The 23,359-nt window shown below is 63.8% G+C and carries 19 protein-coding genes; 14 read left to right on the forward strand and 5 right to left on the reverse strand.

Features of this window, described 5'->3' with window-relative positions; all coding sequences use genetic code 11:
- Positions 1–182 precede the first annotated feature (182 nt).
- Entirely contained in the window at positions 183–2,234 is a 2,052-nt protein-coding gene (recG, locus tag Q7V20_RS00630; RefSeq protein WP_370652377.1) for an ATP-dependent DNA helicase RecG, read from the forward strand.
- A 29-nt stretch (positions 2,235–2,263) separates the two neighbouring features.
- Positions 2,264–3,187, forward strand: coding sequence for a LysR substrate-binding domain-containing protein (locus Q7V20_RS00635; RefSeq protein ID WP_304786095.1), 924 nt, complete (start codon positions 2,264–2,266; stop codon positions 3,185–3,187).
- A gap of 9 nt (positions 3,188–3,196) precedes the next feature.
- On the opposite strand, the gene Q7V20_RS00640 is transcribed toward Q7V20_RS00635, so the two are convergent.
- The gene (locus Q7V20_RS00640) at positions 3,197–4,021 is read right to left on the reverse strand and encodes a BPSS1780 family membrane protein (protein WP_304786097.1); all 825 of its coding nucleotides are present in this window, start codon (positions 4,019–4,021) and stop codon (positions 3,197–3,199) included.
- The gene (locus Q7V20_RS00645) at positions 4,018–5,004 is read right to left on the reverse strand and encodes a homoserine kinase (RefSeq protein WP_304786099.1); all 987 of its coding nucleotides are present in this window, start codon (positions 5,002–5,004) and stop codon (positions 4,018–4,020) included. The genes Q7V20_RS00640 and Q7V20_RS00645 overlap by 4 nt, the downstream gene beginning before the upstream one ends.
- A 209-nt stretch (positions 5,005–5,213) precedes the next feature.
- On the opposite strand from Q7V20_RS00645, the gene Q7V20_RS00650 reads away from it, so the two are divergent.
- The 8 genes from Q7V20_RS00650 (at position 5,214) to Q7V20_RS00685 (ending at position 13,975) form a co-directional block, all read left to right on the forward strand.
- Positions 5,214–5,819, forward strand: coding sequence for an outer membrane beta-barrel protein (locus Q7V20_RS00650; protein ID WP_304786101.1), 606 nt, complete (start codon positions 5,214–5,216; stop codon positions 5,817–5,819).
- Between the two features lie 40 nt (positions 5,820–5,859).
- Positions 5,860–8,736 carry a DNA polymerase I gene (gene polA, locus Q7V20_RS00655; protein WP_304786103.1) on the forward strand — a complete coding sequence of 959 codons (2,877 nt, stop codon included), beginning with the start codon at positions 5,860–5,862 and terminating at the stop codon, positions 8,734–8,736.
- 94 nt (positions 8,737–8,830) lie between these two features.
- Positions 8,831–10,906, forward strand: coding sequence for a polyphosphate kinase 1 (ppk1, locus tag Q7V20_RS00660; RefSeq protein ID WP_304786104.1), 2,076 nt, complete (start codon positions 8,831–8,833; stop codon positions 10,904–10,906).
- 22 nt (positions 10,907–10,928) lie between these two features.
- Entirely contained in the window at positions 10,929–11,414 is a 486-nt protein-coding gene (locus Q7V20_RS00665) for a histidine phosphatase family protein (protein WP_304786106.1), read from the forward strand.
- Positions 11,415–11,454: 40 nt separating this feature from the next.
- Complete coding sequence (gene ybgC, locus Q7V20_RS00670) at positions 11,455–11,943, forward strand: tol-pal system-associated acyl-CoA thioesterase (protein ID WP_304786108.1); 489 nt, start codon at positions 11,455–11,457, stop codon at positions 11,941–11,943.
- Positions 11,940–12,656: a protein TolQ gene (gene tolQ / locus Q7V20_RS00675; RefSeq protein WP_304786110.1), complete on the forward strand. Its 717-nt coding sequence runs from the start codon at positions 11,940–11,942 to the stop codon at positions 12,654–12,656. The genes ybgC and tolQ overlap by 4 nt, the downstream gene beginning before the upstream one ends.
- Positions 12,657–12,668: 12 nt before the next feature.
- Entirely contained in the window at positions 12,669–13,109 is a 441-nt protein-coding gene (locus Q7V20_RS00680; protein ID WP_304786112.1) for a biopolymer transporter ExbD, read from the forward strand.
- Positions 13,106–13,975, forward strand: a complete 870-nt coding sequence (locus Q7V20_RS00685) for an energy transducer TonB (protein ID WP_304786114.1) — start codon at positions 13,106–13,108, stop codon at positions 13,973–13,975. The genes Q7V20_RS00680 and Q7V20_RS00685 overlap by 4 nt, the downstream gene beginning before the upstream one ends.
- On the opposite strand, the gene Q7V20_RS00690 is transcribed toward Q7V20_RS00685, so the two are convergent.
- From Q7V20_RS00690 to Q7V20_RS00700, 3 genes are read right to left on the reverse strand one after another with little or no spacing between them, the layout of a single operon-like run.
- On the reverse strand, positions 13,956–14,786 hold the full coding sequence (locus Q7V20_RS00690) for a DNA-binding domain-containing protein (RefSeq protein ID WP_304786116.1): 831 nt from the start codon (positions 14,784–14,786) through the stop codon (positions 13,956–13,958). The genes Q7V20_RS00685 and Q7V20_RS00690 overlap by 20 nt on opposite strands.
- Positions 14,783–15,703, reverse strand: a complete 921-nt coding sequence (locus Q7V20_RS00695) for a DUF692 domain-containing protein (protein ID WP_304786118.1) — start codon at positions 15,701–15,703, stop codon at positions 14,783–14,785. The genes Q7V20_RS00690 and Q7V20_RS00695 overlap by 4 nt, the downstream gene beginning before the upstream one ends.
- A 5-nt stretch (positions 15,704–15,708) precedes the next feature.
- A complete protein-coding gene (locus tag Q7V20_RS00700) occupies positions 15,709–16,008 on the reverse strand; it encodes a DUF2282 domain-containing protein (RefSeq protein WP_304786120.1) in 300 nt (99 codons plus the stop codon).
- A 211-nt stretch (positions 16,009–16,219) separates the two neighbouring features.
- Here Q7V20_RS00700 and Q7V20_RS00705 point away from each other — a divergent pair, with 211 nt between their 5' ends.
- The 4 genes from Q7V20_RS00705 to Q7V20_RS00720 all read left to right on the forward strand — a co-directional run.
- The gene (locus tag Q7V20_RS00705) at positions 16,220–18,796 is read left to right on the forward strand and encodes an ATPase, T2SS/T4P/T4SS family (protein WP_370652375.1); all 2,577 of its coding nucleotides are present in this window, start codon (positions 16,220–16,222) and stop codon (positions 18,794–18,796) included.
- 229 nt (positions 18,797–19,025) lie between these two features.
- Positions 19,026–20,948 carry a PrkA family serine protein kinase gene (locus Q7V20_RS00710; protein WP_304786122.1) on the forward strand — a complete coding sequence of 641 codons (1,923 nt, stop codon included), beginning with the start codon at positions 19,026–19,028 and terminating at the stop codon, positions 20,946–20,948.
- A 117-nt stretch (positions 20,949–21,065) separates the two neighbouring features.
- Positions 21,066–22,367: a YeaH/YhbH family protein gene (locus Q7V20_RS00715; RefSeq protein ID WP_304786124.1), complete on the forward strand. Its 1,302-nt coding sequence runs from the start codon at positions 21,066–21,068 to the stop codon at positions 22,365–22,367.
- Positions 22,364–23,359 (forward strand): SpoVR family protein (locus Q7V20_RS00720; protein WP_304786126.1); only part of this gene is annotated, 996 nt, incomplete at its 3' end. The genes Q7V20_RS00715 and Q7V20_RS00720, both read left to right, overlap by 4 nt.

The raw sequence follows: 23,359 nt of genomic DNA on the forward strand, positions 1-23,359 counted from the left end.
AGGAAGGCATGATTGTCGGCCAGTTCGGACATGTCAATGGGCGTTAATCACCACCTGATGCGGGGGGTGTGCCTGCGGCATTGCACAATCCAGAATCCATTCACCCCCCGTGACAAGCAGCCCCTTCCGTGTCGGCGACCAAGCCCAAACCCAGCCCTCCGCAGTCGGCACCCGCCAAGGCCATGGACAAACTGGGCCTGGTGCGCGACATCGATCTGGCCCTGCACCTGCCCTTGCGCTATGAGGATGAAACACGCCTCACCTTGCTGCGCGATGCCCGCGATGGTGACACCGTGCAAGTCGAAGGCGTGGTGCGTGACAACCGGATTGAAATGCGTTCGCGTCGGCAACTGCTGGTCAAGCTGGACGATGGCAGTGGCGAGGTGCAACTGCGCTTCTTGAACTTTTATGCCACCCAGCAGAAAGCCTGGGCCCCCGGGGTGCGCCTGCGCGTGCGCGGCGAGGTGCGCCATGGCTTCTTTGGGCGGGAGATGATGCATCCCTCGGTCAAGGTGGTGGCGTCTGACACGCCGCTGGCCGACGCGCTCACGCCTGTCTACCCCACCAGCGCCGGCCTGCCGCAAACCTATCTGCGCAAAGCCGTTGCCTCGGGCTTGATGCGCGCGCACCTGGACGAGATCCTGCCCCCGGGCGTGATGCCCGCCGCCTGGCCCAGCCTGCGCGAGGCCTTGAACTTCCTGCACCACCCCAGCCCCGAGGTGCCGCTGGCCACCCTGGAAGACCACAGCCACCCCGCCTGGATGCGGTTGAAGTACGAGGAACTGCTCGCCCAGCAACTGTCGCAATTGCAGGCCCGGCAAGAACGTGCCCACCTCCAGGCACCCGCGCTGCCATCGCAAGCGGGCGGCCTGCATGAGCGCTTGCTGAAGGTGTTGCCTTTTCAGCTGACGTCCGCCCAACACCGGGTCTGCGATGAAATCGCTCAGGATCTGGCGCGCCCACAGCCCATGCACCGCCTGTTGCAGGGCGATGTCGGTTCTGGCAAAACGGTGGTGGCCGCCCTGGCTGCCGCCGTGGCCATGGACGCTGGTTGGCAATGCGCCCTGATGGCCCCGACAGAAATCCTGGCCGAGCAGCACTTTCGCAAGCTGGTGGGCTGGCTGGAACCCCTGGGCATCAAGGTGGCTTGGCTCACCGGCAGCCTGAAAGCGAAGGCCAAGCGCGAGCAAATGGCCATGGTGGCCTCGGGCGAAGCGCAATTGGTGGTGGGCACACACGCCGTCATCCAGGACCAGGTCGAGTTCGCGCGACTGGGCCTGGCCCTGATCGACGAGCAGCACCGCTTCGGCGTGGCGCAGCGCCTGCAATTGCGCGGCAAGCTCAAGGGCGCCGACCTGGAGCCGCACCTCCTGATGATGAGCGCCACGCCCATCCCGCGCACCCTGGCCATGACCTACTTGGCCGACTTGGAGGTCAGCACCATTGATGAGTTGCCGCCGGGCCGCACGCCCATCGTCACGAAGGTGTTCGCCGATTCACGCCGCGACGAGGTCATCGAACGCATCCGCGATGAAGCGGCCAAAGGCAGCCAGGTCTACTGGGTCTGCCCCCTCATCGATGAAACCGAAGAATCCGACCAGGCCGCCGACCAGGCGGCTGGCCGCAACAGCAATCGCCGCCCGCCGCTGGACCTGAGCAACGTCACGCAAACGCACGAGGAGTTGTCCGCCGCGCTGGCTGGCCATGCCGTGGGTTTGCTGCACGGGCGCCTGCCCACGGCTGAAAAAGCCGAGGTGATGGCCCGTTTTTCACGTGGCGAACTGTCGGTGCTGGTGGCCACCACGGTGATCGAGGTGGGCGTGGACGTGCCCAACGCCAGCCTGATGGTCATCGAACACGCCGAGCGTTTCGGGCTGAGCCAGTTGCACCAGTTGCGCGGCCGCGTCGGGCGGGGCGCGGTGGCCAGCGTCTGTGTGCTGCTTTATTCGTCGCCTTTGTCCGACTCTGGCAAGGCCCGCCTGAAAGCCATGGTGGAGACCAACGATGGCTTCGAGATCGCCCGCCGCGACCTGGACATCCGCGGCCCTGGCGAGTTCATGGGGGCGCGCCAGTCCGGGGCGGCTCTGCTGCGTTTCGCCGACCTGGGCGAGGACCAGGCCCTGATCGAGCGCGCCCGCGAAAGCGCCCAGACCTTGCTGCGCAACCACCCACAGATTGCCCAACGGCATGTGCAGCGCTGGCTGGGCCACAAAGCCGAGTACCTCAAGGCCTGATCTGCAAATGCCCCACAATCATCCCCATCATGACCTTGACTGAACTCCGCTACATCGTTGCCGTGGCCCGCGAACGCCACTTTGGCCGGGCCGCTGAAGCCTGCTTTGTGTCGCAGCCAACCCTGTCGGTGGCCGTCAAGAAGCTGGAAGACGAGCTGGACGTGAAGCTGTTCGAGCGCGGCAGCGCCGAAATCAGCGTCACGCCACTGGGCGAGGAGATTGTTCGCCAGGCGCAATCGGTGCTGGAACAAGCCCAGTCCATCAAGGAAATCGCCAAGCGTGGCAAAGACCCCCTGGGGGGCCCCTTGCGCTTGGGCGTGATCTACACCATTGGGCCCTACCTGCTGCCCGACCTGGTGCGCAACACCATCACCAGCGTGCCGCAGATGCCCTTGATGCTGCAAGAGAACTTCACCGTCAAGTTGCTGGAGATGCTGCGCGCCGGTGAACTCGATTGCGCGATCCTGGCCGAACCCTTCCCCGATGCCGGTTTGGCCGTGGCTCCCTTGTACGACGAGCCCTTCCTGGTGGCCGTGCCCAAGACCCACCCTCTGGCACAGCGAAAGCAGATCAGCGGCGAAGAGCTCAAGCGCGAGACCATGCTCCTGCTGGGCACCGGCCATTGCTTCCGCGATCACGTGCTCGATGTCTGCCCGGAGTTCGCGCGCTTTTCCAGCGATGCTGAAGGCATCCGCAAGAGTTTTGAAGGCTCGTCCCTGGAAACCATCAAGCACATGGTGGCGGCCGGCATGGGCGTGACCGTCGTGCCCAGGCTGTCGGTGCCCGATGAGCCCCACCCGCACCTGGCTTTCATCCCGTTTGACGCACCCGTGCCCACGCGCCGCGTGGTGTTGGTGTGGCGGCGCAGCTTCACGCGCTATGAGGCCATCGCGGCCTTGCGCAACGCCGTGTATGCCTGCCCGCTGGAAGGCGTGGCGCGCCTGACCGGCTGAAGTGGCCGCTCAGGCTGTTGAAGTAGAAGAGGATGTGCCAAACGCCTCATCGGGCTCGAAGCAATCGACCACCGAGAAGTACAGCGAGGCGTAAAAGGCCGACACCATCCACATGGCGCCCATGGTGAGCAGCACATTGACCAGCATGGGTTGGTTCAGCACGGCGGCCAGCACACCGTTGACCAGGACCAGCGCCACGGCCAACCCCATCCACCCCAGACCAAAGAACAGGAAGGCACCCAGGTTTCGCCAAGACGCGATGGCGCTGAAAAACAAGGCCTTGCCCAACGACAGCTTGGCCCAATAGGTCAGGGCCGGGGTGTGCCAGAAAATCAGCGACACCGGGATGGTGAGCATGAACTGCCACAGCATCGCGGCCTGCACGTCGGGGTTGCCAATCAGGTCGGAGATTTCCTTGGCGGATTTCATGGCCTTGGCCAGGGTGTCCGCGCCAGGCCCGAAGGCATCGGCCAGCACCATCACCAGCAGGGTGGCCAGCAAATAGGCGCCGCCCAGTTTGGCCCACATCCACTTCATCTGCGAAGGCTGTCCGCGCCAGGGCTCCAGGAACACGCCGGGCGTGACCCGTTGTTCGGTCAGCACCCGCCGGCTGGCCAGCATGAAGCCCATCCAGACCAGTGGCATCAGGGACACGATCAGCAGGGGGCCCAGGGCAGGCAGCCCGATCTGCGCCAGGATTTCGCAGGTGATGATGGCGGCGCACACGATCAGTCCCCACAAGCCCACGAAGCCCAGTGGCTGGCGAACGCAGGCGCGCAGGCCGTGGCCCATCCAGGTCAGGCCCATGCGGGCGGGCATGATGCGCAGCTTCATGCGGCGGGGGCTCCGGTGATGGACGAAGGGCGCTGGTATTGCCATGGGGATTGTCGGCGCTGAGTCAGCACCCGCTCGAAGTGGGTGGGGTCGTGCGCTTGCAGCATGGCGGCATCTCGGGGCAGGTGGAAATCCCACAGGCGGGATGTCCAGAATCGCAGGGCGGCTGCGCGCAGCAAGGCTGGCAGCAGGGCCAGCTCATCGTTGCTGAGCCGGCGTTGTTCGTCGTAGGCAGCCACGAAAGCCTGCGCGCGGGTCGAGTCGAGTTGGCCGGTGGCCAGGTCGATGCACCAGTCGTTCAGGCACACCGCGATGTCGAAGCCGAAGGTATCGCAGCCCGCGAAGTAAAAGTCGAAAAAACCAGACAGCGTGGGGCCATCGAACATCACGTTGTCACGGAACAGGTCGGCGTGGATGGGGCCCTGGGGCAGGCCTTGATAAGCCTGTGAGGCGGCGAGCGCTTGCTGGTAGGCCAGCTCAGATTCGATCAATTCGCGCTGCACGTCTTCCAGGAAGGGCACCACCACGGGGATGGTTTCGTTCCACCAGGCCAGCCCGCGCAGATTGGGTTGATGCCGCGGGTAGTCCAGGCCCGCCAGGTGCATGCGGGCCAGCATGGCGCCCACTTGCGCGCAATCGGCCGCCTGGGGAGCCAGTTGATTGCGGCCTTTCAGGCGCGTGACCACGGCGGCGGGCTTGCCTTTGAGGGTGTGCAGGATCGCACCGTGTTCATCCGCCTGAGGTGCCGGGACCGGGATGCCGCGCTCGGCCAAGTGGCGCATCAACTCCAGATAGAAGGGCAGTTGTTCGAAGCTGAGGCGCTCGAACAAGGTGAGCACGTAGTCACCCCGGTCGGTGCCGACGAAGTAGTTGGTGTTCTCGATGCCCGAGGTGGCACCCTGCAGCGATTGCAAGGTGCCCAATCCCAAGGCCGTGATCAGGCCGGAGGCTTCAAGCGGGGACACTTCAGTGAAAACGGCCATGAGACAGGTCGAGCAGCAAAGGCGGCGGGTTGCACCAAGGCAACCGCTCGGGGAAAGCCCTCGGACGTAGGAGAAAACCCTCAACGTTCGGGGCACGCAGAACGTGTGATTGTAGGAGTCGCTGTGGCAGACTGCTCACAGTTCTGAAATCAGGCCCCCCAAGGTTGGCGGGGCTCGCTAATTTCCCCAAGAGGAGCCGGTTGATCATCATGCGTACCCAAGCACTGTGCAAATCATTGTCGTTCAAACGACTGTCCCTGGCTGCGGCCGTTGTTTCGAGCGTGCTGGCGGGTTCCGTGGCGCATGCTGCTCCTTTCAGCGCCTACATCGGCGCGACGGCCGGCTTGTCGCCCAGTGCGCAAAGCTGCGACGGCTATTCCGGTTGCGATCGCGTGGCTGGCGGTGCCAAATTGTTCGGCGGCTGGAATGTCACCCCCAACGTGGCCGCTGAGGTCAACTACTTCTATTTCGGCAAGACCGATAGCGGTGCCAACCTGACCGACAAGTCCAGTCGTGCGGTCAGCGCCAAGGCTGTGTCCATTGGCATGAACTGGAACATCGAGATGTTCGAGTTCGCGACCAGCCACATCCGCGCGGGTGTCGCACGTGTCCAGAACAAGGCTGACATCACCAACAGCCTGGGTGTGGCCAGCCACGAGATCGACTACACGACCTCGCCATACTTTGGGATGGGGTTGTCCTTCCCCTTCAACCGCCATCTGCGCATGGTGATGGGCTATGACTTCCTCCAGATCAGTGGTGGAAACAACCGCAATCGCCACATGCTGTCGGGTGGGTTCCAAGGCGAGTTCTGATCCGTTGAGGCCTGCGCCAGCAGGCCTCACAATGCGGGCCATGAACGATCTGGCCTCACCTTCCGATGCCCCGCCAACGCTCCTGTTGGTGGACGGCTCCAGTTACCTGTACCGCGCCTTCCACGCCATGCCCGACCTGCGCGGGCCGCAGGGTGAAGCCACGGGCGCCATCCATGGCGTGGTGAACATGCTGGGCTGGCTGCGCGACCACATCGCCGCCGAGCACGCCGTTTGCGTCTTCGACGCCAAAGGCCCCACCTTCCGCGACGAGTGGTACCCCGAGTACAAGGCCCATCGCCCCTCGATGCCGGACGATCTGCGCACGCAGATCGAGCCCATCCACGAGGTCGTCAAGCTGCTGGGCTGGCCCGTGCTCGAGGTGCCTGGCATCGAAGCCGATGATGCCATCGGCACGCTGGCCCGCGTGGCCACTGCATCCGGCCACAAGGTGGTCATTTCCACCGGTGACAAGGACCTGGCCCAACTGGTCAACCCGCAGGTCTCCCTCATCAACACCATGGCCAAGCCGCCCGAAGTGCTGGACACCGCTGGGGTGCTGGCCAAGTTTGGCGTGCCTCCCGAGTTGATCATCGACTACCTGACCCTGATTGGCGACCCGGTGGACAACGTGCCCGGCGTCGAGAAGGTCGGGCCCAAGACCGCGGTGAAGTGGCTGCAGGAGCACGGCACCTTGGCTGGCGTGATGGCCGCGGCGGACTCTTTCAAGGGCGTCACGGGCGAGAACCTGCGCAAGGCGCTGGACTGGCTGCCTCAGGGCCGCCGCCTGATCACCGTCAAGCTGGATTGCGACCTTGCCGGCCATGTGCCCGAGTGGCCCGTCCTGGACGCGCTGGCGCTGAAGGCCCCCGACCTGCCGAGCTTGCTGGATTTCTACACCCGCTTCGGTTTCCGAACGGCCAAGGCCGAAGTTGAAAAGCTGCTGGGCGGCGGCACATCGGCGGCCAAGGTCTCGCCGCCCGCCGCCAAAAACAAAGGCACGGCCAAAGCGGCCAACGGCACGCAGGACCTGTTTGGTGCCGGGGCCGAGGCCGATGCGCAGGGGGCTGCCGAGTCGGCAATCGATGCTTTGGCGGCTGCGACCCCTGGCATGGACACCCGGTACGACACCGTCACCGACTGGCCCACGTTCGAGCTCTGGCTGGCCAAGATCGAGGCGGCGGAGATGACCGCCTTCGATACCGAAACCGATTCGCTGGAAGCCATGAAGGCCCGCATCGTGGGCTTGTCGTTCTCGGTGACGGTGGGCGAGGCGGCCTACATCCCCCTGGCGCACCAGGGCCCCGATGCGCCCGAGCAATTGCCACTGGACGAGGTGCTGGCGCGCCTGAAGCCCTGGCTGGAGGCCGCGCAACATTTCAAGGTCGGCCAGAACATCAAGTACGACAGCCATGTGCTGGCCAACCATGGCATCGCCGTGCAGGGCTATGCCCATGACACCATGCTGCAAAGCTACGTGCTCGAAGCGCACAAGCCCCACAGCCTGGAAAGCCTGGCCTGGCGCTTCCTGGACCGCAAGGGCCTGAGCTATGAAGACGTGGCCGGCAAAGGTGCGCAGCAGATCTCTTTCGCACAAGTGGCCGTGGCGCGCGCGGCGCAATACTCGTGCGAAGACAGCGACCTGACCTTGCACTTGCACCAGACCCTGTGGCCTCAATTGCAGGCAGAGGCAGCCTTGCAGGATGTTTACCTGCGCATGGAGATGCCGGTGTCAGCGCTGTTGCAACGCATCGAGCGCAACGGCGTGCTGATCGACCGCGAGAAGCTGCAGCAGCAAAGCCATGAGCTGGGCCAGCGCATGATGGCTTTGGAGCAGGAGGCCTACGAGCTGGCTGGTCAGCCCTTCAACCTGGGCTCGCCCAAGCAGATCGGCGAGATCCTTTTCACCAAGCAGGGCCTGCCGGTGGTCAAGAAGACGGCTTCAGGTGCGCCATCGACCGACGAAGAAGTGCTGGAGAAACTGGCCGAGGACTACCCGTTGCCCGCGCGCCTTCTGGAACACCGTGGCCTGGCCAAGCTCAAGTCCACCTACACCGACAAGCTGCCCCTGATGGTCAATGCCACGACGGGCCGGGTGCACACCAACTACGCGCAGGCCGTGGCCGTGACCGGTCGCCTGTCCAGCAACGACCCCAATCTGCAGAACATCCCCGTGCGCACAGCGGAAGGGCGGCGCGTGCGCGAAGCCTTCATCGCGCCACCGGGCCAGGTCATCGTCTCGGCCGACTATTCCCAGATCGAGTTGCGCATTATGGCGCACTTGTCCGAGGACGAAAGCCTGCTGCGCGCCTTCGCCGAAGGGCAGGACGTGCACCGTGCCACGGCCTCCGAGATCTTCGGCACGCCGGTGGACCAGGTCAGCAGCGAGCAGCGCCGTTACGCCAAGGTCATCAACTTCGGCCTGATCTACGGCATGAGCGCCTTTGGGCTGGCCTCCAACCTGGGCATTGAGCGTTCGGCCGCGGCGGCCTACATCGAGCGCTACTTTCAGCGCTACCCCGGCGTCAAGCGCTACATGGACGAGACCCGGCAGTCGGCCCGCGAGAAGGGCTATGTCGAGACACTGTTCGGTCGGCGCATTTACCTGCCCGAGATCAACGGCGGCAGCGGCCCGCGCAAGGCCGGTGCCGAGCGGCAGGCCATCAACGCGCCCATGCAAGGCACGGCCGCCGACCTCATCAAGCTGGCCATGGTCGAGGTGCAGAAGGCGCTCGACCTGGAGGCCAAGGCCAGCCTCATCATCATGCAGGTGCACGACGAACTGGTGCTGCAGGTACCACAAGCCGAGCTGGATTGGGTGCGCACGCAGGTGCCTGCCCTGATGGCTTCGGTGGCGCAATTGCGCGTGCCGCTGCTGGCTGAGGTGGGCGCCGGTCCCAATTGGGAAGCCGCCCATTGACCCATGCTTTCTGTCAAACGGTTGTCACAATGATTGCGTACACTGAGTCGCCCCATTCCGTGTTGTTGAAGGGGATTGCCCTGTCCATGAAATCATGATTCCGTCAGATGAGGTGCCCAAGGCATCAGGAGCCCTGCGCTTGAAATTGCTCAGCCGCGAACAGGCCATTCTGGAGTTCAACCGGCGCGTCCTGGCCCAGGCCCAGCGCGACGATGTGCCCCTGCTTGAAAGGCTGCGCTACATCTGCATCGTGTCGTCCAACTTCGACGAGTTCTTCGAGGTTCGCTACGCCGATGTGCTGGAGGCCTCGCGCATGCAGGGCACCGGCATTGGCCCCAAGTACCTGGCCGATGTCTCTGACGAGGCGCACCGCCTGGTGCAGGAACAGTACCGGATCTTCAACGAGGTGGTCGGCCCGGCGCTCAAGGCCGAGGGCATCGACATCCTCAACCACGCCGACCGCGATCTGATGCAACGCGAGTGGGTGTCCGGCTTCTTCCACAAGCAGGTGCGCCCGCTGCTGGTGCCCATCGGCCTCGACCCTTCGCACCCCTTCCCGCAGGTCGCCAACAAAACGCTGAACTTCATCGCCAAGCTGGGTGGCCGCGATGCCTTTGGCCGCGACAACTCCATCGCCATCGTGCGCATTCCGCGCGTGCTGCCCCGCGTGATCCTGCTGCCCGACGACATCAGCCATGGGCGGCAGTCGTTTGTGCTGCTGTCCAGCGTCATCCGGGCGCACCTGCACGAGCTGTTCCCGGGGCGCGAGATCCTGTCCTTCTCGCAGTTTCGCGTCACGCGCGACTCCGACATCGACGTGGATGAAGACGATGTGACCGACCTGCGCCAGGCCCTGCGCAGCAAGATGAGCACGCGCCAGTTTGGCCAGACCATCCGCCTGGAAGTGGTCAGCAGTTGCCCGCCCGAGCTGTCCGACTTCTTGCTCGAGCAGTTCGGCCTGACCGAGCAGGCGCTGTACAAGGTCAACGGCCCCGTCAACCTGGTGCGCCTGACCCAACTGATCGACCAGGTGCAAGGCAAGACATTGCGCTTTCCCGCCTACCAGCCCGGTTGGCCCGAAGGCCTGCCGCAGCAGGGTGGCATGCTGGAGCACCTGCGCAAGGGCGACATCATGCTGCACCACCCCTTCGAGTCGTTCGACACGGTGGTGGAGTTCCTGCGCGAGGCGGTTCACGACCCCGATGTGCTGGCCATCAAGCAAACCATTTACCGCACCGGCAGCGAGTCAGTGCTGATGGAGTTGCTGCTGGAGGCCGTGCGCCGCGGCAAGGAAGTGCTGGCCGTGGTGGAGCTCAAGGCCCGCTTTGACGAAGAGGCCAACATCAACTGGGCCGAGCGCCTGGAGGCCCTGGGCGCCCAGGTGGTGTACGGCATCGTGGGCCTGAAGACCCACGCCAAAATGATGCTGGTCACGCGCCGCGAAGGCACGCGTCTGCGCCGCTATGCCCACTTGTCCACCGGCAACTACAACCCGCGCACGGCTGGCGTCTACACCGACGTGGGTTACCTGACCACCAGCCAGGAAATCACGGCCGACGTGGACATGGTGTTCCAGCAACTGTCCAGCCTGACGCAACTGCGCTCGCCCAAGCAATTGATGCTGGCGCCCTTTGGCTTGCAAAAGCAGTTGATCCGGATCATGGCCCGCGTGGGCGAGGCGGCACAGGCCGGACACCCTGCGCGCATCGTGCTCAAGCTCAACTCCCTGACCGACGAGCCCCTGATCGTGGCCTTGATCGAAGCGGGGCAGGCCGGTGCCAAGATCGACCTCGTCATCCGTGGTGCCTGCGTGCTGCCCCCGGGCGTGCCGGGCTTCACCGACAACATCCGCGTGCGTTCGGTGGTGGGGCGCATGCTAGAGCACACGCGCATCCTGTACTTCCGCTGGGGCGAGAGCGAGCACGATGAGGCCCTCTACCTCTCCAGCGCCGACTGGATGAACCGCAACATGACGCGGCGCATCGAGGTGGCCTGGCCGGTGCGCGACCTGGCCTTGCGCCAGCGCGTGATCGACGAATGCCTGGTGCCTTACCTGATGGACAGTTGCGATGCCTGGGAGCAGCAGAGCGACGGGCGCTACGAGCGCGTGGGCGTGGATGGTCCCAGCGCCCAGCGCGCCTTGATGGAATTGCACCGCGCGGTGGATTGATCGATCAAGGGCAAGGCAGACCATGGACCTGATCCTCTGGCGACACGCACAAGCCCAGGCCCATGTGGCCGAAGAAGATGACTCAACCGCGTCATTCGCCGAGGACCTGGCCAGGGCCCTCACGCCCAAGGGCGACCGTCAAGCCGAGCGCATGGCCGCCTGGTTGAACCAACGCCTGACCGACACCACGCGCGTGCTGGTCAGCCCGGCCAGACGCACCCAGCAGACGGCGCAAGCCCTGGGGCGTTCCTTCAAGACGGTGGCCACCATCGCGCCCGATGCCTCGGTCGATGACCTGCTGCTGGCCGCCCGGTGGCCCCATGCCAAGGATCCGGTGCTGCTGGTCGGCCATCAACCCACCCTGGGTTTGCTGGCCGCCCGCCTGTTGACCGGGCAAGACCTGCCCTGGGCCATCCGAAAAGGCGCCGTCTGGTGGTTCCGTGGCCGTGACCGTGAAGGCACCCTGGAGGTGAGCTTGCACGCGGTGCAGTCTCCCGACTTTCTCTGAGCCTGCGGGCGGTTTGCGATTCCCGGGATAATCAGGGCACATGAGCCCGACGACTGCTTTCCTTCCCACCCCGGGTGCCGCGGCGCCCGATACCTGGCATTTCAGGCACCAGGTCCGCATCTACTGGGAAGACACCGACGCGGGCGGCATCGTGTTCTACGGTAATTATTTGAAGTACATGGAGCGGGCCCGCACCGAATGGCTCAGCGCCCTGGGCTTCAGCCAGGAGCGCCTGCGCAGTGGCGGCGAGGGCATGTTCGTGGTGGGTGAAACCCACTTGCGCTACCTCAAGCCCGCCCGGCTGGACGACGTGCTCACCGTCACGGTGCGCCTGGTCGAGTTGGGCCGTGCGACCATGGCGTTCCTGCAGGAAGTCTGGCGGGGTGATACCTTGCTGACCCAAGGCCGCGTGCGCATTGGCTGGGTGGCGCCTTTCAAGGATCACTTCAAGCCCGCCCGCATTCCCGCTCAGATCCTGGCCATCTTGCCGATCCCAAACCAACAAGCCTCCGGAGTTGACCGCCCATGAATCAAGACTTGTCCATCATTGAATTGGTGATGCATGCCAGCGTGGTGGTGCAGATCGTGCTCGTGCTGCTGTTGGCCGTGTCGCTGGCCAGCTGGAGCATCATTTTCGGCAAGGCCATCGGCCTGAAACGCCTGAAGGGCGACAACGAAGAATTCGACCGCGAATTCTGGGCGGGCCGCACTTTACAAGAACTTTACCAAGATGCATCGCGGGCCAGCGGCCCACCATCGCCGCAGGAGCGCATCTTCGCGGCGGGCATGCGCGAGTTCCTGAAACTGCGCGAGCGCCGCGTCGTCGACGTGGCCAGTTTGCTGGACGGATCACGCCGCGCCATGCGGGCCAGCTACCAGCGCGAGATGGACGTCATCGAAGCCCGCCTGGATTTCCTGGGCTCGGTGGGGTCGGTCTCGCCTTACATCGGGCTGTTCGGCACCGTGTGGGGCATCATGAACGCCTTCACAGGTTTGTCGAGCATGCAGCAGGTGACGCTGGCCACGGTGGCGCCCGGCATCGCCGAAGCGTTGGTGGCCACGGCCATCGGCCTGTTCGCGGCCATCCCGGCTGTGCTGGCGTACAACAACTTCTCGCGCGACATCGACCGCATTGCCACTCACCTGGAGTCCTTCATCGAGGAGTTCTCCAACATCCTGGCGCGCAACACGCAGCCTGCAGCCGGTGCAGACGCCGCCCGTCCTGCGACCACTGCCCGCTGAGGCCCGGACACCATGGCGCAAAGCAACTGGCGAAGCGGGCGCGGTCGGCGCACCAAGAATGAGATCAACATGGTGCCGTTCATCGACGTCATGCTGGTGCTGCTCATCATCTTCATGGTCAGCGCGCCCTTGATGCCGACCGGCGTGGTCGACCTGCCCACCGTGGGCAAGGCCAAACAGGCGCCTGAAAAAGTCATCGAAGTGGTGGTGGGCGAGGGCGAGCAGGTCAGCCTGCGAATCGACCAGCAAGACAGCGGCAGCATGAAGCTCGCCGAGCTGACCAAGCGCGTGAAAGCAGCGCAAGACAGCACGGCTGGCGGCCCCACAGCCGCGCCTGTCATCATCAGCGCCCGCAAGGATGTGCGCTACGACGCCGTGCTCAAGATCATGGACACCTTGCAGCGTGCAGGCGTGGCCCGCGTCGGGCTGACGGTGCACACCACCGGGGGATGAGCAGCGTGACCGTGGCGCGTGCTGAGGTGTTTCGGCCCAAGGCCGAGGACACGCTGGGCCTGGGCATGGTCCTGGCCCTGGCTGCGCACCTTTTGCTGGTGCTGGCCCTGGCCTTCGGGGTGAACTGGCGAAGGCACACGCCAGTGATTGCCGAGGCTGAAGTCTGGGCCGAAGTGCCAACGGCCGCCGCACCCGCCGAAGAGCCGCCACCACCACCCACGCCGATTGAAGAAACCCCGCCACCGCCACCCCCGGTCGCGCAGGCCGAGCCTGAACCCGTGCCAGAGCCCGAAGCCGACATCCCGAGCGCGCCCGTGCCCAAGGCCAAGCGCAAGAAGGAAAAACCTTTGCCGCCCGTGGCCAAGGTCGAGCCCCCGCCCAAGCCCAAAAAGAAGCCCCCGGAACCGAAGGAAACCTTCATCAACGAGCCGCCGGTGGTCGCCAAGAAGCCCAAGACTCCGCCCGCGCCACCTGCGCCCGCAACGCCGACCGTGTCAACGGCTGAGCGCGAGGCCCAGCGCAAAGCCGCCATGCAGCGCATGATGAAAGACCTGGGCTCGTTGGGCACGTCCGAGCAGTCTGCAGGCCCTTCTGCCAACTACGTGGGCAAACTCAGGGCGCGCATCATCCCCAACATCACCTTTCTGATGGACGAGGGCAGTGGCAATCCCACGGCCTTTGTGGAGATCCGTTGCGCCCCCGATGGCACCATCCTGTCGCGCCGCCTGCTGGATCCCAGCGGCTCACCCGCCTGGGACAAGGCCGTGCTGGATGGCATCGACAAGACACGCTCCCTGCCCTTCGATGAGCGCGGTCGTTTGCCGGACACGGTCTTCCAGATCGGGATCAGCCCGCGCGATCGGTGATGCTCACGCGCCAGATCCAACCGTGGTGCAAGGCCATCGCCAGCCACTGACTCAGGTCGAAATCAGCGTGCGCGTGGTTCAGCAAGGTGGACAAGCTGGGGGCGGGGTGGGTGGCTGAAGGGGCCAGGGCGCTCATCCAGTCCACCATGGCCTCGGGTACGGCCAGCACTTCGGCGCGCCATTGGGGGCGCCACACCACGGCGGTCTCGGCCTGCCGGGCCCGCAAGGCCTCGCGCACTTTGTCCAGCATGGCGGCGGCCTGGGCCGGGTCTTCGGCACTGTCGGCCTGGTGGGCCTGCCAAAGCGTGACCACTGGCCAATCTGATCGGATCACGCTCAAGCCAGGGCGCAATTCAAGGCGCAGGTGGGCGGGGTCTTGCGTGCCCAACAAGGCCAGCGATTCGGCCTCGAACAGGGCATCCCTGGCGTGTTCGGCGGTGTGCCGGGCCCAATCCAAGCGGGCGCAGTCGGCCAGGTAGGGCCAGGCTTGCACTTCTGCCAAACCGTTCAGCCAATCGGGCAGGTCTTGTCCCCAGGCTGTCAGGTCGCCTTGGGTGGGCGGGTGGTGGTGCCACAACTGCCGGGCCAGCAGTGCCAATGCCTCGTCACCCAGCAAAGCCTGCACCGTGGGGTAGGCGGCGGCCAGCACCCGCTCGGCCGTGGCGCTGGCGTTGCCCTGGTAGGCCGCCAAGCCTAGCCGCAATGATGGCCCTTGTTCACGCCAAGCCGGGTTGGCCTGGGAAGCTGTTGGCAGGCCCCATAAAGATCGCAGCACGGCGGCCTGGCGTTGGCCCTCTTCGAGCATGCTCATGATCTGGCCGCCATGGCGCGAGTGGCCACCGCATCGGCCTGCCGGGCTTGTGCCAGCAGCACTTCCAGCTCCGGCAGGTCCGTGTCCCATTCGACCAAGGTGGGTTGGGGGCCAAAGCGTTGCACGGCTTCGGCATAGACCTGCCACACCACGGGTTGCACTTCGGCGCTGTGGTCGTCCACCACCAGTTGGTCTGCCTTGACGGGCGTTTGAAAGCCCGCCAGGTGCACCTCGCCCACCACGTCGCTTGGCAGGGCCTGGATGAAGGCCAGGGCGTGCTCCCCGGCTGCCATCAAGTCTGATGCCAGGGACATCCTCTCCAGTGACGATCGGCCCTGGCGCGCGGCATTCAGGCCGTTCACCACCAGGTTGTTCACGTCCAGCAGCAACTGGCAGCCACTGCGCCGACACAGCTCGGCCAGAAAATGTGGCTCGGGCAGGCAATCGTCCGCGTAGCTCAGGTAGGCAGACAGGTTTTCGACCAGGATGGGGCGCCGCAGGCGCGACTGCACCTCGCCCACGTTGCGAACCAGGATGTCCAGCGATGCGGGGGTGAAGGCCACGGGCAGCAGATCGCTGGCATGCACCATCTCGCCGCCCGGCCAGGCGCCCCGGGCAAAGCAGGCGTGGTCGGACACCCGAACTGGCTCGATCTGCTCGACCAACCGAACCAGCTTGTCCAGGTGCCTCGCATCCAGTCCACAGGCCGAACCCAGTGACAGGCCCACGCCATGCAGGCTCACGGGGTAGTGGTCCCGCGCGGCCGTCAGCACGGCCAGCGCCGCTCCGCCGTCACCAAAGAAGTTCTCGGAATGGACCTCGACAAACCCCAACGGCGGCAAAAGCGCCATCAGGGCCTGATAGTGCGGCTGGCGCAGGCCGATGCCGGCCAGATCATTGGCGGGGAGGGCCGCCATCCGTTTTACTTCTTCTCGGCTTGCTTGGCCACGGCCACCTTGGCTTCTTCGGCAGACAGGCCACCCAGCTTGGCGCAGGTGCCCTTGGCCACCAGCTTCCATTCGTCGGGCGCCTTGTCCACCGTGGACTGGCCGGCGCAAGAGTGGCTGCCCGACAGGTTGGCGCAGCTGTTTTCGCCCGCTTTGGCGATGCCATAGCACTTTTCCTTGCCCTTCGAGGCACTCATTTCGGCCGAAGCTTGCGACACCAGGCCCAAAGCCATGACGGAGGCGAGGGCGGAGGACAGCAGCTGACGTTGGTTCATTTTGTAGACTCCAAAAAAGTGGTTGACGGTGAAGCGGCTGCATTGGCCGCCGTTTTCTTGGTCGTTGGGCGCCCCAAAATCTGACATTTGGGGTCCAGATTTTCATTTGCCGTGAAAAACTGCCCTACATGGCGGTTTCACGATCCTAGGCTATTTCATAGCATGGCAATCATTCACGACCACCGTCGGGACGTGGAACGTTAGGAGTGTCATGTCTGATTCACCATTGCCGCCGCTGAACTGGGAGGGTGCCTTGAGCCAGCTCGATTCTGGCGTGGCCGACTCAGCGAGTCAGGATCAGAACTTGATCGACAACGAAACGGGCGTTTTCCTCTGGCCTACGCCGCCTTTCGCCACCTACCCACCCGCCCGCCAGCAAACGGAACACGAAACCTGCGAAATCGAAGGGCTCAATGGCCGGATCATGAAGGGGCGGCTGAGTTTTTTCGTACCCGATGAAGAAGTGGCCCACATCCAGGTGCCGCCCTCCCGCACCACGATGGCCTTGCGCTTTGGCCAGTTCCGCACCTTGTTGCTCACCAACCCGCTCAAGCCCAAGAAGGGGGCGGACGGGCAGGACCCGCACGCGTCGATGCTGGGGCACCGCGCCAGCGTTGATTTCCGCGTGAAGTTCAAGGCTGGAGGCCAGGTTGAAGGCCAGACCATGGGCCACCGCGAAACCGAGTTCGGCATATTCCTGTTTCCGCCCGTGGGCGACGACGGCGCCGTGCAACGCCTGTTCGTCGGGCGCGAGGTGCTGGAATCCTTCGAGGTGGGGGGCAAGATCGGCGAAATCCTGGTGGGCGCCAGCGCGGTCACGCAAGAACAGGTCGAGCAGGCGGTGGAAGTGCAAAGCCAGATGCGCAACCAGAAGCTGGGCGACATCCTGCTGACCCAGCAGGTGGTCTCGCCCGAGCAACTGCTGGCCGCCATCGAGCAACAGGGCAAGATGCCCATGGTGCGCATCGGCGAGGCGCTGATGGCCCTGGGCATGATCAACCAGGCTCAGCTTGAAGACGCCCTGGAGCGCCAGAAGCGCGACCGCAGCGTGCCTCTGGGCGAGTTGCTGGTGACCCAAGGCCTGGTGTCGCGTCACGACTTGCAAACAGCCCTGGCCCGCAAGATGGGCTACCCACTGGTCGACCTGGACAAGTTCCCGATCGAGGCCGAAGCGCTGCGCAAAGTACCGTTCCCGGTGGCTCACCGCCTGATGACGGTGCCCCTGCTTCTGCGCGATGGCAACCTCATCATCGCGGTCGAAGACCCCAGCAAGCGACTGACGCTGTCCGAGCTGGAGTTCATCACCCAGTGCAAGATCGTGCCGGTGCTGGCCCAGCACACCCAGCTCGAATTCGCGATCAAGGACGCTTACAGCAAGATTGGTGCGGACGTCAGCGCCGATGCCTATGGCCGGGCCTCCTCGCTCAACCAGAGCGCCGATTTCGACATGGAGCAGCAGAGTTCCGGCTCGCTCATGGAGGATCTGGAAAAGCAGAACCAGGAATCCAGCTCGCACGAAGACGACCAGCCCATCGAGCAAAGCGACAACTCGCTGGTGCGCCTGATCAACACCATGATCATCGAGGCGCACGCCCAGGGCGTCTCCGACATCCACGTTGAAAGCTACCCCGGCAAGGAAAAGATCAAGATCCGTTTCCGCAAGGATGGCGTGCTCATGCCCTACCTGGAGTTGCCGCCCAACTACCGCAGCGCCATGATCGCCCGCATCAAGATCATGTGCGATCTGGACATCTCCGAGCGCCGCAAGCCGCAGGACGGCAAGATCAATTTCGCCAAGTTCGTGCCTCAGCACAAGATCGAGCTGCGCGTGGCCGCCATCCCCACCAACAACGGGATGGAAGACATCGTCATGCGGATCCTGGCCTCGGCCAAGCCCTTGCCGCTGGACAAGATCGGCCTGAGCCCGACCAACCTGTCGCGCCTGAAAGAGGCGATGGAACGCCCCTACGGCCTGGTGCTGTGCGTGGGCCCCACCGGCTCCGGCAAGACCACCACGTTGCACTCCGCGCTCAGCTTCATCAACGTGCCCGAGCGCAAGATCTGGACGGCCGAAGACCCGGTGGAAATCACCCAGCCTGGCCTGCGCCAGGTGCAGGTCAACCCCAAGATCGACTGGACCTTCGCCAAGGCCCTGCGCGCCTTCCTGCGGGCCGATCCGGACGTGATCATGGTGGGCGAAATGCGCGACCAGGAAACCGCCGGCATGGGCGTCGAAGCCTCGCTGACTGGCCACTTGGTGCTGTCCACCCTGCACACAAACAGTGCGCCCGAAACCGTGACCCGCCTGCTGGACATGGGCCTGGACCCGTTCAACTTTGCCGACTCCTTGCTGGTGGTGCTGGCGCAGCGCCTGGTGCGCCGCCTGTGCACGCAATGCAAAGTGGCCGAACCCGCTAGCGAAGAAGACATCGACATCCTGCTGCGCGATTTCCTGCAGGTCTCTCCCAAGGATGTGCCCGAGTTCGATCGCGAGCATGTTCACCAGGACTGGCTCAGCCGCTTTGGCCGCGACGGCAAGCTGATGAAGTACCACAACCCTGGCTGCCCCCACTGCAACCAGACGGGTTACAAAGGCCGCGCGGGCCTGCATGAGCTGATGTCGATGAGCCGCGAACTGCGCCACATGATTCAGACCGGCGGCCGCGCCGAACAGATCCAGCAACAAGCTTTGCGCGAAGGCATGCGCACCTTGCGGCAAGACGGCATCGAGAAGGTTTTGATGGGCATCACGAGCATGGAAGAAGTGCGCGCCACCAGCAACTCTTGATGTTGTTGTGCCCAAGCCGCACGCGGGCCCTGAAAAAGGTGCAAGATAAGCACCAATGAAGTCACAGATCAGCCTTGCCTTCTTCTGGTTATTCGGGGTATGAACAAGGTGTGATTTCAGCGATCTTTGGTGTTATGGCGATGCTTGTGTGCTCGCGCCGGGCCACCAGACGGATATCCGGCAGTTCACCCCAGCATCGATGGCTTGTGTCGATGGTTCGGAGGTCTGCATGGACGTGATCAGTAACTTCGCCGCTCGCTACGAGCGCACTCGTGAAGAAGAGTATTCCCTGGAGGAATACTTGGACATCTGCAAACGCGACAAGACCGCCTACGCGACGGCCGCCGAGCGCATGCTGCAAGCCATCGGCGAGCCGCAGACGATCGACACCCGCAACGACACGCGCCTGTCCCGCATCTTCGCCAACAAGGTCATCAAGATCTATCCGGCGTTTGAAGAGTTCTATGGCATGGAAGACGCCATCGAACAGGTGGTCAGCTACTTCCGCCATGCCGCCCAAGGCCTGGAAGAGAAGAAACAAATCCTGTATTTGCTGGGCCCGGTGGGTGGCGGCAAATCGTCCATCGCCGAACGCCTCAAGCAACTGGCCGAGCGCGTGCCTTTCTACGCCATCAAGGGATCGCCGGTCAACGAATCGCCCCTGGGCCTGTTCGAACCGACCGAAGACGGCCCCATCCTGGAAGCCGAATACGGCATCCCGCGCCGTTACCTGCAACGCATCCTCAGCCCCTGGGCCGTCAAGCGTCTGGACGAATTCGGCGGCGACATCCGCAAATTCCGCGTCGTCAAGCGCTATCCCAGCGTGCTCAAGCAGATCGGCATCGCCAAGACCGAGCCGGGTGACGAGAACAACCAGGACATCAGCTCCCTGGTCGGCAAGGTTGACATCCGCAAGCTCGAGACCTACGCGCAAGACGACCCGGACGCCTACAGCTACTCCGGCGGCCTGTGCCTGGCCAACCAAGGCTTGCTGGAGTTCGTTGAAATGTTCAAGGCGCCCATCAAGGTGCTGCATCCGCTGCTGACCGCCACGCAAGAAGGCAACTTCAAGGGCACGGAAGGCTTCGGCGCCATCCCGTTTGATGGCGTTGTGCTGGCCCACAGCAACGAAAGCGAGTGGAAGGCTTTCCGAAACAACAAGAACAACGAAGCTTTCCTGGATCGGATCTACATCGTCAAGGTGCCTTACTGCCTGCGCGTCTCTGAAGAAATCAAGATCTACGAAAAGCTGGTGCGCACTTCGTCGCTGTCCAAGGCGCCCTGCGCCCCGGGCACCTTCAAGATGATGTCGCAGTTCGCCATCCTGACCCGCCTGAAGGAGCCAGAAAACTCCAGCACCTACAGCAAGATGCAGGTCTACGACGGCGAGAACCTGAAGGACACCGACCCCAAGGCCAAGTCGCTGCAGGAGTACCGCGACTATGCCGGCGTTGACGAAGGCATGAGCGGCGTGTCCACCCGTTTCGCCTTCAAGATCCTCTCCAAGGTGTTCAACTTCGACACCGCTGAAGTGGCGGCCAACCCCGTGCATTTGATGTACGTGCTGGAGCAGCAAATTGAGCGCGAGCAGTTCCCGGCGGAGCTGGAGGCCAAGTACATCGCTTACATCAAGGAGTCACTGGCCCCTCGCTACGCCGAGTTCATCGGCAAAGAGATCCAGACCGCCTACCTGGAAAGCTACAGCGAGTACGGCCAGAACATCTTTGACCGCTACGTGACCTACGCCGACTACTGGATCCAGGACCAGGAATACCGCGACAACGACACCGGCGAAAGCTTTGACCGCAGCGCGCTCAACGGCGAGCTGGAGAAGATCGAAAAGCCCGCCGGCATCTCCAACCCCAAGGATTTCCGCAACGAAATCGTCAACTTCGTGCTGCGCGCACGGGCCAACAACGGCGGCAAGAACCCGCTGTGGACCAGCTATGAGAAGCTGCGCACGGTGATCGAGAAGAAGATGTTCAGCAACACCGAAGAGTTGTTGCCGGTCATCAGCTTCAATGCCAAGGCCAGTGCCGACGAAGTCAAGAAGCACGAAGACTTCGTCAACCGCATGGTCGAGAAGGGCTACACAGCCAAGCAGGTCCGCCTGCTGTGCGAATGGTATTTGCGCGTTCGAAAGTCGTCTTGATCGGAGTGATATGCATGAGCGCATGACGGAGCAGGCGAGCCCGGCGCCGGGCCGCCCCAAGGCGGGCGAGGTCCCCTTGGGGGACCGGCCGCGGTACTCCGCGGACGAGGGGCAGACATGACTCGGCAACACATCATTGACCGACGGCTTGCGGGTAAGAACAAGTCGATCGGCAATCGCGAACGCTTCCTGAGGCGTTACCGTGACAAGGTTCGCGATGCGGTGCAGCGGGCCATCAATGGGCGCAGCATCCGGGACATCGAAAAAGGCGAAGACATCGCGATCCCCAAGCGCGATCTGTCCGAACCTGTGTTCAGCCATGGCCAGGGCGGCATCCGCGATGTGGTCCATCCGGGCAACCGCGAGTACGTGCAAGGCGACCGCATCGAGCGGCCACCCGGCGGTGGCGGGCAGGGCAGTGGCTCCGGCGAGGCCAGCGATTCGGGCGAAGGTGAAGATGACTTCGTCTTCTCGCTGAGCAAGGAAGAATTCATGCAGGTCTTTTTTGAAGACCTGGCCTTGCCCAACATGGTCAAAACCGCTTTGGCCGAGATCCCCGAATGGAAAAGCCAGCGCGCGGGCTACTCCAGCGATGGCACGGCCAGCAACCTGCACGTGGTTCGCTCCATGCGCGGGGCATTGGGGCGGCGTATCGCTCTGGGTGCAGGTTTGCGCCGTGAGCTGAAAGAGCTGGAAGACAAAGTGGCCGCGCTGCGCACCGAAGACGAGGCCGGTGATGATGCCCTGGTGCTGGAGCACGCTCATGAAATCGAAGCGCTGGAAGCGCGCATCGATCACTTGCGGGCACGGGTGCGCGGCATTCCCTTCCTGGATCCGATCGACCTGCGTTACCGCAGCCGTGTGAAGGTGCCGGTGCCCACCACCAAGGCTGTGATGTTCTGCGTGATGGACATCTCGGGCTCGATGGACGAGCAGCGCAAGGAGTTGTCCAAGCGCTTTTTCATCCTGCTGTACCTGTTCCTGACACGGCACTACGACAAGATCGAGCTGGTTTTCATCCGCCACCACACGCAGGCGCAAGAGGTGACCGAGGACGAGTTCTTCCACGCCACCGAGACAGGCGGCACGGTGGTGTCCAGCGCCCTGGTGCTGCTGGACGAGATCATCACGGCCCGCTACCCCACCAACGAGTGGAATCTGTACGTGGCCCAGGCCAGCGATGGCGACAATTGGCACCACGATTCGGCCCGTTGCCGCGAGATCCTGGAAGACAAGATCCTGCCCCTGGTGCGCTACTTTGCTTATGTGCAAGTGGCGCAAACGGAGCAAAATCTGTGGGACGAGTACATGGGCCTGAGCGAATCGCACAAGCAATTTGCCATGCGCAAGGTGCTGGACGCCTCGCAGATCTACCCGGTGTTCCGTGAACTGTTCAAGAAGGAAGGGGCAGATTCATGAGTGCCATTTTGAGACCCGATCCCCTGCCAGGCCCGTCGGACTGGTCGTTCGAGTTGATCGAGCAGTATCACGACGTGATCCGCGCCACGGCCGAGCGTTTCAAGCTGGACACCTACCCCAACCAGCTGGAAATCATCACCGCCGAGCAGATGATGGACGCCTACGCCTCGATCGGCATGCCGGTCTACTATCACCACTGGTCCTTCGGCAAGCACTTCCTGTCCACCGAGAAGAGCTACAAGCGCGGCCAGATGGGTCTCGCCTACGAAATCGTCATCAACTCGGACCCCTGCATCGTGTACCTGATGGAGGAGAACACGCTGCCGATGCAGGCGCTGGTCATCGCCCATGCCGCCTACGGCCACAACTCCTTCTTCAAGGGCAACTACCTGTTCCGCACCTGGACCTCGGCCGACGCGATCGTCGATTACCTGGTGTTCGCGCGCAACGTCATCGCCGAGTGCGAGGAGCGCTACGGCGAGGACGAGGTCGAACGCCTGCTCGACGCCTGCCACGCGCTGATGAGCGTCGGCGTCGACCGCTACAAGCGGCCGCCGAAGCTGTCGCTGACCAAGGAACGCGAACGCCGCCAGGAGCGCGAAGCCTACTTGCAGTCGCAGGTCAACGATCTCTGGCGCACGCTGCCGCCGCGCCTGGAGAAGGAGGAAGCGGACCCGGAGCGGCGCTTTCCGCCCGAACCCGAGGAGAACCTGCTCTACTTCATCGAGAAGAACGCGCCGCTGCTGGAGCCGTGGCAGCGCGAAATCGTGCGCATCGTGCGCAAAATCGGGCAGTACTTCTATCCGCAGCGGCAGACGCAGCTGATGAACGAAGGCTGGGCGTGCTTCTGGCACTACACCATCCTCTACCATCTCTACGAGCAGGGCCTGGTCGGCGACGGCTTCATGCTCGAATTCCTGCAAAGCCACACCAACGTCGTGTTCCAGCCGCCGTTCAACAGCCGCCAGTACGGCGGCATCAACCCGTATGCG

The sequence above is a fragment of the Aquabacterium sp. genome (assembly GCF_030652515.1).
GTDB lineage: Bacteria > Pseudomonadota > Gammaproteobacteria > Burkholderiales > Burkholderiaceae_C > Aquabacterium.